Here is a 14,272-nt window from a genome sequence, read left to right on the forward strand (position 1 = left end):
GCCCTGTAAGGGCCCGGCCGCCGTAGGCGGCAGGCCCCAAAAAAAGATCAGTATGTCAAGAATCTAGCTAAAGGCTTTAGCCTAGAATATGCCTATGATTTAGTGTCGGGGAATGTTCGGGAGGTGGCCTATCAGGCCGGGGAAGCGGATGCGTTTTATCATAAGTATAGTTATGATGCGGACAATCGTCTTCGTTTGGCGTATAGTTCAGAGGATGGTCGTTTGTGGCAGAAGGAGGCGCGTTATTACTATTATGCGCATGGACCGTTGGCGAGAGTGGAGCTAGGAGAAGAGCTATTGGGCTCTGATTACCGTTATAGCCTGCAGGGCTGGATAATTGGGGTGAATGGCTTGGTGAAGAATGCGGTTTGGACAGATCCTGGATCGGATGGTCATGAGACGGGCCGTCATCGCTGGTTTAGTCGAGATGAATATGCTTATGGCTTGGGCTATAATGAGTTGGCTTATACGCCAATTGGGGGTTCATCTTTGAATGATGGAGCGGCATGGGGTGAAATGTCAGGAGATATTTTATCGAAAGATGGGGTTTCAGGCTTGTTTAATGGCAATATTGCCTATATGCAGACGGCCTTGCCACAATTGGCTCGAGAGGGGATGGGCTTAGGTCGATATGCTGCTGCGTATAAATACGATCAGTTGCATCGGATAATAGCCTCGAATACCTATGAGTATAATGGAGGGCAATGGAATAAACTGTTGCGGGATGGACTGAATAGTCCAGCGAATCCCAAGAACTATGGGACTAGTTATAGCTATGATGCGAATGGAAATATCTTGAGTTTATTGCGTTATGCAGCTGATCAGCAGATAGATGATTTAAGCTATCATTATGTTTATGATGTTAATCCTGCACAATTGCCAGTGGTTTCTAGCCAAGCTACAGGGCAGTTGTTTAGCAACACATTGCAGTATGTGACGGATGGCGTAGGGGCGTCAACGGTAGGCGATTTGACTAGTCAGCCGGGACAAGATGGGGTAGCAGCTTCCTCACAGAACTATGGTTATGACGAAATCGGCAATTTGGTTCGAGATAGCTCGGAGCAGATTGAGGAGATAGTTTGGAACGTACAGGGCAAGGTGCAAGAGGTTCGTTTTGAGGCGGGCAAGCCGGGTCCTGATGCCTTGAAGTATGAGTACGGCCCCATGGGTAATCGCTTGGCTAAGAAGAAGATGTATTATGGTGTGGACCAATATGGTTTGCCCGTATATTGGTCAACGGGACAGTATTATGTCCGTGACCCTCAGGGGAATGTGCTGGCGGTTTATGATCATCGGGATCGCTTGGCTAATGTGGTGAATGAGGCTGGGGATAGCCTGTATTTGGAGGAGCTGCATTTATATGGCTCGGCTCGTTTGGGGATCTTGAAAAAAAGAGCGACCTTAAAGGAGTTTCAAAAAAGTTTGGAGCTTCCTGGTGATGATTTGGGTGATTTGCTTCTGTTTAAAAGTTCGGCTGCACTAGTGGCGAGCAGCTACCAGCAACTAGAGCTGGGTCGCCGCCGCTACGAGCTGTCCAACCACTTAGGCAACGTACTGGCTACGGTCAGCGACAAATCTTTGGGCCAAGACAGCAGCCAAACGGGACAGGCAGATTATTATCTGGCGCAGGTATCTTCGGCAAGCCTATACTATCCCTTCGGTTGGGAAATGCCTGGCCGTAAGTTTGTGTGTGGGGAGGGGTATCGTTTTGGGTTTAATGGGAAGGAGGATGACCGAGATTGGGGGACGCAAAATATACAGGATTATGGCTTTCGGTTGTATAATCCGAGTGTAGGGAAGTTTTTGAGTGTGGATATTGTTGAAGCTACATTTCCGATGTTAACACCATATCAATTTGCAAGTAATAATCCAGTTGGAGCAATTGATTTAGAAGGTTTGCAAGGTGTTCTCATTGCATTTTCTGGTGGAGTATTTGGAGAAGGGGAACTAGTTGATTATAATAGCCCAGACTCTAGAGGAGCTGCAGTAAAAATGGCAAGAGACGTATCCCTAGCAGGAAAAGGTGAGGGAATAGATATAAGATCAGCAGCAATATATACTGGTCCAAAAGAAGCTACATTAGAAACAGCAATGAACTTTTTAAAAGAAAACTTGCGAAAAGGAGATAAAATTGTAATATATGGATATAGTGCAGGAGGAGTAAGGGCTTTGCAATTTCTTAGAGAATTAAAAGAGAACCCTGAAACGAGATCTTTGGTGGTTAATGATGTAATATTAGTAGATCCTGCCATGGGGCCATGGTCTATGCATGTAGATAGAAATATAGAAGATAATGTTAAATACATAACACACTATTATCAAACAACAAGTTCTCCAATAGGTTCTAGGGGGTATCCTTTGACTTTGTCAAAATCATCGCCTCGGCGTCAAATTTTAGGTGAACAGGAAGTTGCAAATTCAGATCATGCTGGAATTCCTCTTCAAGTTTTTGATCAAACAAAAGATATTGCAATATTTTCACTTTTTCCACCAATGACATTAGAGGATCTAGAAAATAATAATGATGCCATGCCCGAGATCACTCCTCTTGATGCTCTACCTGGATTGAGTGATATCTCTTCTGGTTCTGCAGCCCAAAGTTCTGGAAGTCAAGCAGAGGGGATAAGTTCTGGTGCAGGCGGAGGTGTATCGGGCTCTTCCTCAGGGATAGGGAAAAGAATAGATTATAAATAATTATGAACATGGCTAAAAAATTAGTAGTATACGTATTGGTAGTGGTTTTGTATGTGCTTTTACTTTTAGTATCCTTGTATACTTTAGCAAAGTATGAATGGCATTATGCTATAAACGAAGCTGTTGACAAAGGAGAGTTTTACTCCATAGAGTCATTTAATAATAGTGAATGCTTTAGTTATCTAGTGTATAAATACTTTTTAAATTTTCCTTTGAGTATATTTAACTGGTTTTTTAGTTCAACATTGTACCTCACTGTTTATTTGACTATACCTAATGCAATAGTAGTTGCATGGTTTATTAACACTCTTATGCAGAAGAAAAAGAAAAAATATAACTAAACAGCTTTAGGTTCGTTTTGAGGCAGGCAAGCCGGGGCCCTCGGTCTTGCAATATGAGTACGACCCCATGGGCAACCGCTTGGCCAAGAAGAAATTGTATGTTGATGGTCCTGTAGATATTCGGTCAGAGGGGCAGTATTATGTCCGTGACCCTCAGGGGAATGTGCTGGCGGTTTATCAGTACAATGAAGAAAATATTGCGCTGGTCGATGACAAAGATAGTTTGTATTTGGAGGAGCTGCATTTATATGGTTCGGCCCGTTTGGGGATCTTGAAAAAAGCCTTAGCTTTAAGGTATCGGGATGAGTCGGGGGCCGTTGGTTTGCCTGCTGGGAGTCTGCTCAAAACGGCTTTGGCGCAAAGTAGCTACCAGCAACTAGAGCTAGGTCGCCGCCGCTACGAGCTGTCCAACCACTTAGGCAACGTACTGGCTACGGTCAGCGATAAATCCTTGGGCCAAGACAGCAGCCAAACGGGGCAGGCAGATTATTATCTGGCGCAGGTATCTTCTGCAAGCCTATGCTACCCCTTTGGTTGGGAAATGCCTGGGCGTAAGTTTGTGAGTGGGGAGGACTATCGTTTTGGGTTTAATGGGGTGGAGCAAGAAGATGAAATAGCCGAAGGAGTCAATTTTACCTATTTTAGGATGCAAGATAGTCGCTTGGGCCGTTGGTGGAGCCATGACCCTAAGCCTAATGTTTCTGTTTCGCCTTATGCTATGATGGAGAATAATCCAGTCATGTTTTCAGATGTTTTGGGGGATACGACAGTAGTTGATAAGGTTGGTAATATTATAAGGATGGATGTGAAGGTAGAGGGGAAAATAATAAAGCGCCCTCTAGATAATTATCCTGTAGATTTATCGAGGACGCAAAGAACAGATGATTTAGTTTTTATGAAAAATAAGGATGGATCCCTTACTAAGTTAGGAGAGTTTGGAGGAAAAATAGATATATCAACTATTTATGCTAATTTAATTGATCAAAATTATAAAGAGGTAATGTCTTGGAAAAAAGCAGGAACCGCTATTGCTTTCAGTTTTTTTCAAAAAGTAAGAGGAGGAGGAGATTGGGATTATAAAATTCAGGATGAAACTATATATGGGTATGTTAATTTCTCAGAAAAAAATCCTGATGACTCTAAAAATACTAAGTTTATATTTGGAACTCAAATGATGGAGCCTCAAGATATAGGTAATCATCATTTTGGCGTAATGGGGCTGGCTACGAATATATTTAGTGAGTACATTTTATTATCGCAGGCAGGAGCGGCTCAAATGAGATCTGGAACTTCAAAACCAGAGTGGCAGAAGTATAAGTGGCATACTTATGAAAGTGAATTTGGTGGAACTATGAGATACAGAGGCCGTATGTTGCCTCCGTATGGAGATGACCCAAGAGATCAAAGCTGGATTAGGAAAGGTTTTAACTACTATCATCAATATAAACCATTACTAGACAATAGTTATAAAAGCTTTTTTAAGCAACAACAAAAAGAAAAAGGAAATGGTGGATCAGCAGGGATGGGAGGACATGCTGGGAGACAGCCCAACTATTATAGATCTAAAAAATAGTTTTCATATGCGATGTCTAATATTTGTACTTTTAAGTTTAGCATTATTTAGCTGTAAACCTTTAACTGATAATTCTATTACTACCATTAAGACAACTGATGACTGCACTATTTTAGTATACGAGAATGAAGGGCATGCAACAGCGCCATCTGGTTTTTTCTTGGTAAAGAAATGTAATGGTGAGGTGGTAAATAAAAGATTTTTTAATACTTATGACACCTTAGTTAGTGTAAGGGAGTCTTTTTCAGGTGAAATTGAAATTATTTTAGGGATAAAAATAAATGTTTTGGATAAAGAGTGGATGGAAGAGGATCGGTTTTTATTAGATTGTACAACTTTAGAAAATGTAAATTAAGATAAAAGGTAAAGTAGTGATTCTTATAGCTTAATTTGCTTCTTTCAAAGTTATAGGGCCTCCCGCCTTCGGCGGGCGCTACGTTGCGCAGCTCGCTATTCGCTCGGCCCTGCGCGGGCTATGCCCGCTTGGTCTGCGGCTGCGCCGCACTGCTTCACATCGCTAGGCCGTTCTGGCCTACGGCCATGGTGGCTTTGCCGCTATCTGCAGCCTAAAGGCCGCAGCCATTTTTGTTGGGCTTGGGTCTTTCTTGCCGCAGCGGCTTAAAAGCCCCTGCTTTGTTTGTGGGAAGGAGCTATTCGGTTTTCAGGTCCTGCGGCTTTTAAGCTGCAGGCCAATTGTTGGTGAGGAGCTAGCTCTGCTGTTCCTAAATTGGCTGCTGGTTTCAACCTGCAGCCACAGCGAGCAGGCGGCGAAGCCGCCGCAGGCCTAGGGGCCTGAAAGGGTGCCGCACAGCGGCAGACCCAGCCAGCTTGCTGGCGCAGGGCCGAGCAGCCTTGCGAGCCCTGTAAGGGCCCGGCCGCCTTAGGCGGCAGGCCCCAAAAAAATACTATCTTTAGACCTCGTTCTTTGAAATAAAATAAGCTGGGCCGCCGCCGCTATGAGCTCTCCAACCACCTAGGCAATGTACTGGCTACGGTCAGTGATAAATCCTTGGGCCAAGACAGCAGCCAAACGGGACAGGCAGATTATTATTTGGCGCAGGTATCTTCGGCAAGCCTATACTATCCCTTCGGTTGGGAAATGCCTGGCCGCAAGTTTGTGAGTGGGGAGGGGTATCGTTTTGGGTTTAATGGGAAGGAAGGAAATCCTGATATTGCAGATGGAAACCTTGACTTTGGCGCAAGAAATTATGATGGGAGAATTGGCCGATGGTGGTCTGTGGATCCTTTACAATCGAAGTATCCTAGTCTAAGTCCATATGCAGCAATGGATAATAGTCCAATGTACAAAAATGACCCTACTGGTGAGAGTGGAGAAGTTACAATAGATAAAGAATCTAAAACTATAACAGTATCTGCACACATCATTTTCTATGGTGATCGTTCTTCAGAAGCATTGGCAGTTCAAACTGCACAGGATATCGAGGAGACTTGGAATGCTGCGAAAGGAACGGTTAACATAGGAGGGGTTACATACAATGTTAAGTTTGAAATTACAGCTGAGAATAATGCCTTAATAAGCGAGGAAGACATAAAAAAGAATAAAAATATAAAGAATAATTATGTTCGTATTGAAGATAATACTTCAGTAGGTATTTCCTATATGGATTGTTTGGGGTGCAATACAGGAGTATGGAAGTTGTCAAATGTTGAGCACAATAATACTAAAACGGAAGGACATGAAATGGGGCATAGTTGGGGATTAGATCATCCAACTGGAAATGTTTTGATTTCGTATGGAAACAATCAGTACGCGTCAGCTGCTGATCTACGTGGTGTGCCTGAAGGGATATCTATTATGGCTCCTAGAGGATCAATAGTAGATCCAGACTATCAATGGAATAGCACGAAAAGTATAACACGTATGGGGACAATTACGAAAGGACATTATGCAGGTTTTGATGTATTACAACTTGAACAGGGTGCAACAGTAGACCCAAATAAAAGGAAAGTAACTCAAAAAGATATAGAAAATCTTGGACTAGATCAACTACAGTTTGATCATGAAGGTAAGGCTGATTTAGGAACCCTAAAAAACGAGTATCATGAGAAAGGAGATTAGGTTAAGCTGTATAATTATAATTGCGACATTATTTTTTTCCTGTGTAAGAAGTAGGGGAGAAGTCGTGATTTTCAATGATGCTTTTTTTAAGCAATGGAGGAGAGATAAAAAGGGTTGCGGGTCTTTTAGAGCAAATAATTTTCAGTTGTTAATTGAAAATAAGACTAAAATAATTGGAGTCGATATTAGAAATATTAGTTCAAAACTTGGGGCTCCAGAAAAAAAATTGAATAATGGAAATTGGTTGTATTATCTTGAAGGTGGGATACAATGTTTAGGCGATTCAAACATTGTTGATATAAAAGTATTGATTGTAGAAATTGAAAATCAAAAGAATATAATAGATTTAAAGGTACTAGTACCTTAATAGAAAGTAGTACTCTTTTCGCTAGTGTCAGAGTTCTTGAGGTAGGCTACGGCACTAGTTGTTAATCATGTACTAAGTTATAGAAATAGAGGGTATCTGCAGTTTCTTAACTTTGTAAAATAGTTTTGATTATCAGATAACTCTAATTCATTATTTGAAATTTTGGGGCCTCCCGCCTTCGGCGGGCGCTACGTTCGGCAGCTCGCTGCTCGCTCGGCCCTGCGCAAAAAACAAGTTTTTGCTTGGTCTGCGGCTTTGCCGCACTGCCTACCATCGCTAGGCCAGTCGCTTCGCTCCTTCTAGATGCAGGAAATTAGCCTTTCTAGTTATGGGCCGATGGTTTTAACCATCGGCCCATTTTTATTGCGTTTGGTATGGCCGCTTTGGTTGCTGTGGGTTTCAACCTACAGGTATATATATATCCATCTCTACAGGCGGCGAAGCCGCCGCAGGCCTAGCGATGTGCAGCAGTGCGGCGCAGCCGCAGACCAAGGCCGTCAGGCCGCAGGGCCGAGCGAACAGCGAGCTGCGCAACGTAGCGCCCGCCGAAGGCGGGAGGCCCAAAAAAAGATAAAAAATACTACCTTTAGACCTCGTTCTTTGAAATAAAAGAAGCTGGGCCGCCGCCGCTACGAGCTCTCCAACCATTTAGGCAACGTACTGGCTACGGTCAGCGATAAATCCTTGGGCCAAGACAGCAGCCAAACTGGACAGGCATATTATTATTTGGCGCAGGTTTCTTCGGCAAGCCTATATTATCCATTTGGTTGGGAAATGCCTGGGCGTAAGTTTGTGAGTGGGGAGGACTATCGTTTTGGGTTTAATGGGAAGGAAGATGACCGAGATTGGGGGACGCAAAATATTCAGGATTATGGCTTTAGATTGTATAATCCGAGTATAGGGAAGTTTTTGAGTGTGGATCCGTTGAGTCCGGATTATCCTTGGTATACGCCCTATCAGTTTGCTGGGAATATGCCGATACAATATGTAGACCTAGATGGTTTAGAACCATCAATGAGTGATATTCAACGGGCACAAGAAACAAGTAATTTTCCAGTAGTACTTAAATCAATTGATGATATTAGAGTAGAGTCACAAGTAAAACATGGACTTAGCTCTATAAAAATGCATATACGAGTGCCTAAAAATATAGCAATTAGAAAAACAAATCCATTTGTAGACCCATCTCCAACAAGAAAAGGATTTAGGGCAGGAAATGGAGGGAGTTTAACTCCTGCTGGACATGCTTTACAATTACATGGAAATGGAAGTTCTCAGTATAAATCAGCTTCAATGTTACCAAAAGGGGCGCCAGGATTTGAAGGGACTAAATACTATGTAGATATAGATAAGGCTGTTGCTGAGGGGGCTGAGTTTATAGATCAAGATAAGTTAGCACAAAGTATGGATGATTTGGTAAAAGATAATCCGCAGTATTCAAAAATGGCTGAAAAGTGGAAGCTAAACCAAGTAAATGAGGCTGAAGTACTGTTTAAGGGGGATGTGTCTCCTAAGGCAATTGACAATAGTCTTTCAATGACTTTAAAGAAAGGTGCTAAAGGTTTAGGTGCTGCGTCAAAAGCTATGACTGCTTATGATTTGGCAACGGCAGCAAAAAAAAGTGTTGATCAAGAATCGATAAATCCTATTGCTGCAGAAGGAATTCGACAGGTAGGTGGTTGGGCTGGATTTTCTGCAGGAGCTGCAGCAGCGGGAGCTGCAACGTCATGGTTGAATGTAGGGGGGCTTATTGGTACCGCTCTAAATGTTAGTGCTGGCCTTTTAGGAGGGGTCGCTGGCTATTTTGCTGCAGATGCTGTAGCTGATCAAATTGATGAAAATTAAGTTAGATGTTTAAAACGAAAAATAGTAAATATATTGATAAATTAAAGAGGTCTCAAAATGCATTTATTGATTTACAGAAGGATGTTTTTTGGGTTGATGGGAGACCAAGTTTTTTAATTAAAATAATAAATATACTTGTTGCCAAAGGGGATTTAGAAGCATTGTATTTTTTTAAGTCAAAGATTTCACTAAAAATTCTAAATAATGTCCAGAGTAAAAATCAAAAGGAGTGTACTCTTCTGCAAAAAGCATGTTTCTATGCGGTGAAAGAGAATGATAATTGTGGGCTGCGATTGAAAATTGTTCAAGTCCTTCTGGAAGAAGGTTTGTCTAAAGTGAGTATAAAATGCACAGACCCTATTGTAATCGCAGCTTCTCACCGCAACATTGAATTGTTGGATATTTTAGTGAAATTTGGATTAGACTTAAGCAAGCTTTGGAGGCCGTCGATTTGGTTTAGGGTGTCACCAAAAATTTTAAAGCATTTAGAAGAAAATAGTTCTAATGTTCCTCAAGAGGTGGTAGACTATTTAAGAGAGCTAGGTGATGATTTAGAAAAATTATCACGCTAGTAGATGGTTTTATTTGTAGTTGGGGCCTCCGCTGCGGCTTCGCCTTGCGGCGCTACGTTCCGCAGCTCGCTGTTCGCTCGGCCCTGCGCAAAAAACAAGTTTTTGCTTGGTCTGCGGCTGCGCCGCACTGCTGCACATCGCTAGGCCAGTCGCTTCGCTCCTTCTAGACGCAAGAAATTAGTCTCGCTAGTTATGGGCCGATGGTTTCAACCATCGGCTCATTTTATTGAGCTTAGTATAGCTTCTTTTGTTGCGCTGGTTTTCTACCTAGATCTGTCTATGTCATGTAGTTATGAGCTGATGCTTAGCAAAACTTCGAGCAAGTCGTCCTGAAATCTACGATATATGTTGTCAAAGTCATTGAATGCACTAACTAACTGCTCGTTCTAGGTTCTTTTACTGCATAGCTATCGTCCTGAACTCCATAGTATAGGTTATGGAAGTGTATAATATATGTTGTGGAACTGTACAATATAGGTTGTAAGACCCCAAAATAGACGTCCTATAACGTCTATTTTGGGGTTGGTAGACGTACCTGATAGAGTTCGGGACGTACCCTGTGGGGTTGGTAGACGTATCTGATAGAGTTCGGGACGTACCCTGTGGGGTTGATGGACGTACCTGATAGAGTTCGGGACGTACCCTGTGGGGTTGATGGACGTATCTGATAGAGTTCGGGACGTCCCTTATGGGGTTTGTGAACGTACCTGATAGAGTTCGGGATGTACCCTATGGGGTTGATGGACGTATCTGATAGAGTTCGGGACCTATCCTATGGGGTTGGTAGACGTACCTTATAGAGTTCGGGACCTATCCTATGGGGTTGGGTGACCTATATGATGCAGTTCTAGACGTCTATAAAGCAGTAGGAAAGCCCTAATTTTGGTTACCAGACCTATAGCTTGAGGTCAGCAAGTGGCTTCTTTTGCTTTTTAAGCTATAAAATACGGTAGAGAAGGGCTATTTTGGCGTTGTTGGACCCAATATCTACCTTAGAGGACCCCTATTTTGGGCTTGTGGAACCTCATAGCTATGCTTTATTAGTCCCTCAACTTTTTCTTGAGGTCTTGAAAAAAGGAAAAGATAAATAAAGCGTCTTTTAGCGGTTGGGCGGTTTGGGGTTCATGGGCTTCAGCCCTTGTTTGCTATAAATGATATGGGCCGATGGTTTCAACCATCGGCCCATTTTTATTGTGTTTAGCATAGCCGCTTTTGTTGCTGTGGGTTTCAACCCACTGGGATATACATCCATCCTACAGGCCCGAAGGGCCGCAGGCCTAGCGATGTGCAGCAGTGGCCGAAGGCCAGACCAAGGGGCAAAGCGCCGCAGGGCCGAGCGAATAGCGAGCTGCGGAACGTAGCGCCCGCCGCAGGCGGGAGGCCCCAAAAAAGATAAAAAATAGTATCTTTAGACCTCGTTCTTTGAAATAAAATAAGCTGGGTCGCTATGAGCTCTCCAACCACTTAGGCAACGTACTGGCTACGGTCAGCGACAAATCTTTGGGCCAAGACAGCAGCCAAACGGGACAGGCAGATTATTATCTGGCGCAGGTATCTTCGGCTAGTTTGTAGAACTCATTTGAAAGCGATGTTCTTGTAGGGCTTGAGTAATAATTTTGTGGGCCTTCTAGGCATTTTTTGACGGGATAGCAGCGCTATCGTGGAGAAAAATAACGACGAAGGACGCAAAATTAGCTTTCAAGTCCAAGAACAGTTGTTTTTAAATGAGTTCAAAATCCCTTTGGTTGGGAAATGCCTGGGCGTAAGTTTGTGAGTGGGGAGGGGTATCGTTTTGGGTTTAATGGGAAGGAGGATGACCGAGATTGGGGGACGCAAAATATACAGGATTATGGTTTTCGGTTGTATAATCCGAGTATAGGGAAGTTCTTGAGTGTGGATCCGCTGGCACCAGAGTATCCTGAGTTGACTTGTTATCAGTTTGCTTCTAATACGCCAATACAAGCAATTGATTTAGATGGGTTGGAAGGAATGCTTATCATTAATAGCTATAATGAAAATGGGAGCAAATCTAGAATCACAATTATAACTGCTGGAGGAATAAATTTGAATGCTAGCAGAGGAGGAGTCGCTCCAATGAGCAGTAGAGATGTTCTTGAGATAAACTTAGGTGCCCCGTCAGGTACGGTGTTACCATATCGGCAATATCCAAATGCTATAGATTTAGGCATTGGAACAGCTGTAGGTGCAGATGAAAATCTTGTTTTACAAGAAGGTAATGTTCGACCGAATTTGTCTGCTGATCGATTGGCACCAACAGGAGGATTTACATTTAATATACCACCAGATACAGATTTAGACGTTAAGTTTGGGACATATCAAGATGTGCAGGTCACAACTGAAAGTTTAGTCGATAAGACATATTATGAGTCGATAAAGAAAAGTGAAAATTTTGGAGAAAATATTCTAATCGCTATAGGTAAAGAGGGAGTTGTTGGTGGCTATATGAATTCAAGTTATGTTAACTCTAAAGAGGAGATTGAAAATGCAATAGGAAATTCAATAAGTACAAAAATAGGGGCAGAAGGGGGACGAATAGATAAAATCACTGTTCGTCGAAATACGAAAAATGAACACCAAAAAAAATCTTTAGAAAGTTGGTTTCCTGAAATGCAATCAAAACTATCAAAGAAATTTAAAATTCCAAAAAGTAGTATAGAAGGAGATTTTTCAATTGGAGAAGATTTTAATTTTTCAATTACTATTGATGGTCAAAGAAAAAAAACTTCAAAGGAAAAGGAGGTAAAAGTTAGGACTGACCGTGTATTAAATGTTCAATAAAAATATGTTATGAAGTTTGTTTACTTGTTGGCAGGAGTTTTTATTTTTAATTCATGTCAATTGTTGAGGTTAGAGAAAAGAGAGGCAACAGCAGAGCCCGTGGAGCAGTTCTATTTTCCGTCTGGTGACAGAGAATGGGGGTTGTATGGATTCCCAGACATAGAGAATTGTTATTCTTTTGAGATAAATGAAGAAGATAGCTTTAGGTTCGTAGTAGATAGTCTTCTATTCAAAGGGCAAAGGTCTGGATCTAAAATCCACTTTGAATTGGGTGACTCTTTAGCTAGTTATTATATCAAGGGGCAGTTTCAGATTCCTACTGAATATGTACTAAAACCTCAAAAAAATAAGACTGGAGAGCGAAGCAATAGCTGGATTATCGAAAGAATTCCATTGCGTATAGGGCATTGGTACTATAGTCGTGATGGAGAAAGATCTCTGTATTACTATCGTAGCACTGAGGTATCGGCAGATTCACTTGCAAAGGATGAGCATTATATTAACTTGGTTGGAAAGTTAGAAAAAACAGCAATATTAGGACTGCCAGTAAAATTTAAATCGCCTAAATATCATCTACAAATTGTGGAGGGAGATAGCTTTAATTTAAAAGTGGATACATTTGCTTTTCAAGGTTTCTTGCAAGCTGATACTTTATACTTCGAATTTGGGGAAGAAAACCAAGATGGATACATAAAAGGTCAGTTTTGTATATCGTCAAAAAGTTATCCTGCACCAAACTATAGGATACTAGATTTAGTTGAAGACCTAAAATTTGATTTAGCAATTCCAGAGCCTAAAAATAAATTTTATTGGAATCCTAAAAAATCAATAAACTATCATACTACTTATGCTTGTCAAAAAGAAAAATGGGCGTTAAGAGTTGGTAAATGGGAGTATTTGGAAAAGGGAGAACGGATTTTTATTGACTATCCAGGTCTGCAGTGATTTAAAGTTATGGGCCGATGGTTTCAACCTTCGGCTCATTTTTATTGCGTTTAGTATAGCCGCTTTTGTTGCTGTGGGTTTCAACCCAATGTATATATATCCATCTCTACAGGCCCGAAGGGCCGCAGGCCTAGGGGCCTGCAAGGGGGCCGCATAGCGGCAGACCAAGGGCGAAGCCCGCAGGGCCGAGCAGACCTGCGAGCCCTGCAAGGGCCCGGCCGCCGCAGGCGGCAGGCCCCAAAAACATCCTCACAAAACTATGTTTATGACGAAATCGGCAATTTGGTTCTTGGGAGTCCAATGTCATTTGATATGTTCTTAGAGGGGGGGAAAGAAAGTCGCTAGGAGAAGAGTCAGAAGAGACTAAAAAGGATTTTCAATTAAATCCATCAGCTTCTGTATCTGGCGACTCTAATTATGAGAAAGTTCCAAACAAGTAATGATTAGAATATGAAACATATAATTTTTATACTCATATTGATACCTGTCCTAGTGAAATATTCTTATGGACAAAGCATTCATAATGAACTTGATTCATTAAAGTCGTTAATGCTAAGAGCTAATTTATCAGTTAGTCAGTGTGATTTACTTTTTTCGCATAAAAAAGTAGACTCCTTAACAATGGTCTATGCCAGATCGTCTATGCTTTATAAGCAAAGTAATATTTTTTACATGAAAGACTTTTGGTTTAATGGCTTTGTAAGAGATTTATGGGCAATTTTAGATGTTGATAATTCAAGAGTGTATGTATTTCAATATTTAGATCAAATAAGAACTATTTATGTATTTAATTCTAAATTAGAATTCATAGGGATGATTAGAGGGCATGGAGGCAGACTTAGCTTGGTGAACTATGTGGTAAATCGAGAAGCTAAGCTATATAAAAAAGTTGTTGTAGATAACATCATTTATTTGAAAGGAGCGAATATCGAACAGTTTTTAAGGTGGTTAAGGATAATAGATATTTTTGTATTAAATTTAGAGGTTGATGAACCATCAAAAGGGAGAATGTTTGACTTTCCGCAATTTATAGACAAGAACTAATTTGTAAATCAA

11 protein-coding genes are annotated in these 14,272 nt (G+C 41.6%); all 11 read left to right on the plus strand.

Annotated elements, in window-relative coordinates:
* The first annotated feature begins 102 nt into the window (after window positions 1-102).
* The 11 genes from PPO43_RS14450 to PPO43_RS14500 all read left to right on the plus strand — a co-directional run bounded on the left by PPO43_RS14450 (window position 103) and on the right by PPO43_RS14500 (window position 14,260).
* The gene (locus PPO43_RS14450; protein WP_272619035.1) at window positions 103-2,694 is read left to right on the plus strand and encodes an RHS repeat domain-containing protein; all 2,592 of its coding nucleotides are present in this window, start codon (window positions 103-105) and stop codon (window positions 2,692-2,694) included.
* Window positions 2,695-2,702: 8 nt separating this feature from the next.
* The gene (locus tag PPO43_RS14455) at window positions 2,703-3,035 is read left to right on the plus strand and encodes a hypothetical protein (protein WP_272619037.1); all 333 of its coding nucleotides are present in this window, start codon (window positions 2,703-2,705) and stop codon (window positions 3,033-3,035) included.
* A 46-nt stretch (window positions 3,036-3,081) separates the two neighbouring features.
* Window positions 3,082-4,608 carry a polymorphic toxin type 44 domain-containing protein gene (locus PPO43_RS14460; RefSeq protein ID WP_272619039.1) on the plus strand — a complete coding sequence of 509 codons (1,527 nt, stop codon included), beginning with the start codon at window positions 3,082-3,084 and terminating at the stop codon, window positions 4,606-4,608.
* A 7-nt stretch (window positions 4,609-4,615) separates the two neighbouring features.
* Window positions 4,616-4,963, plus strand: a complete 348-nt coding sequence (locus PPO43_RS14465) for a hypothetical protein (RefSeq protein ID WP_272619040.1) — start codon at window positions 4,616-4,618, stop codon at window positions 4,961-4,963.
* 654 nt (window positions 4,964-5,617) lie between these two features.
* Window positions 5,618-6,688 carry an RHS repeat-associated core domain-containing protein gene (locus PPO43_RS14470; RefSeq protein WP_272619042.1) on the plus strand — a complete coding sequence of 357 codons (1,071 nt, stop codon included), beginning with the start codon at window positions 5,618-5,620 and terminating at the stop codon, window positions 6,686-6,688.
* A complete protein-coding gene (locus PPO43_RS14475) occupies window positions 6,672-7,055 on the plus strand; it encodes a hypothetical protein (protein WP_272619045.1) in 384 nt (127 codons plus the stop codon). Before PPO43_RS14470 ends, PPO43_RS14475 begins: the two co-directional genes overlap by 17 nt.
* A 684-nt stretch (window positions 7,056-7,739) precedes the next feature.
* Window positions 7,740-8,900, plus strand: coding sequence for an RHS repeat domain-containing protein (locus tag PPO43_RS14480; RefSeq protein ID WP_272619047.1), 1,161 nt, complete (start codon window positions 7,740-7,742; stop codon window positions 8,898-8,900).
* Between the two features lie 5 nt (window positions 8,901-8,905).
* Complete coding sequence (locus PPO43_RS14485; RefSeq protein ID WP_272619049.1) at window positions 8,906-9,472, plus strand: ankyrin repeat domain-containing protein; 567 nt, start codon at window positions 8,906-8,908, stop codon at window positions 9,470-9,472.
* 1,752 nt (window positions 9,473-11,224) lie between these two features.
* Window positions 11,225-12,271: an RHS repeat domain-containing protein gene (locus PPO43_RS14490; RefSeq protein WP_272619051.1), complete on the plus strand. Its 1,047-nt coding sequence runs from the start codon at window positions 11,225-11,227 to the stop codon at window positions 12,269-12,271.
* Window positions 12,272-12,280: 9 nt separating this feature from the next.
* Entirely contained in the window at window positions 12,281-13,216 is a 936-nt protein-coding gene (locus PPO43_RS14495) for a hypothetical protein (RefSeq protein WP_272619052.1), read from the plus strand.
* Window positions 13,217-13,888: 672 nt separating this feature from the next.
* On the plus strand, window positions 13,889-14,260 hold the full coding sequence (locus tag PPO43_RS14500; protein WP_272619054.1) for a hypothetical protein: 372 nt from the start codon (window positions 13,889-13,891) through the stop codon (window positions 14,258-14,260).
* Window positions 14,261-14,272: the final 12 nt, after the last annotated feature.

It is taken from the genome of Saprospira sp. CCB-QB6 (assembly GCF_028464065.1).
Classification (GTDB): Bacteria; Bacteroidota; Bacteroidia; order Chitinophagales; family Saprospiraceae; genus Saprospira.

Bases quoted from the DNA above. Each gene is read 5' to 3' on its own strand.
- PPO43_RS14455 (WP_272619037.1), top strand. From the start codon at position 2,703: ATGGCTAAAAAATTAGTAGTATACGTATTGGTAGTGGTTTTGTATGTG.
- PPO43_RS14495 (WP_272619052.1), top strand. From the start codon at position 12,281: ATGAAGTTTGTTTACTTGTTGGCAGGAGTTTTTATTTTTAATTCATGT.
- PPO43_RS14490 (WP_272619051.1), top strand. From the start codon at position 11,225: ATGCCTGGGCGTAAGTTTGTGAGTGGGGAGGGGTATCGTTTTGGGTTT.
- PPO43_RS14500 (WP_272619054.1), top strand. From the start codon at position 13,889: ATGAAAGACTTTTGGTTTAATGGCTTTGTAAGAGATTTATGGGCAATT.
- PPO43_RS14485 (WP_272619049.1), top strand. From the start codon at position 8,906: ATGTTTAAAACGAAAAATAGTAAATATATTGATAAATTAAAGAGGTCT.
- PPO43_RS14465 (WP_272619040.1), top strand. From the start codon at position 4,616: ATGCGATGTCTAATATTTGTACTTTTAAGTTTAGCATTATTTAGCTGT.
- PPO43_RS14475 (WP_272619045.1), top strand. From the start codon at position 6,672: ATGAGAAAGGAGATTAGGTTAAGCTGTATAATTATAATTGCGACATTA.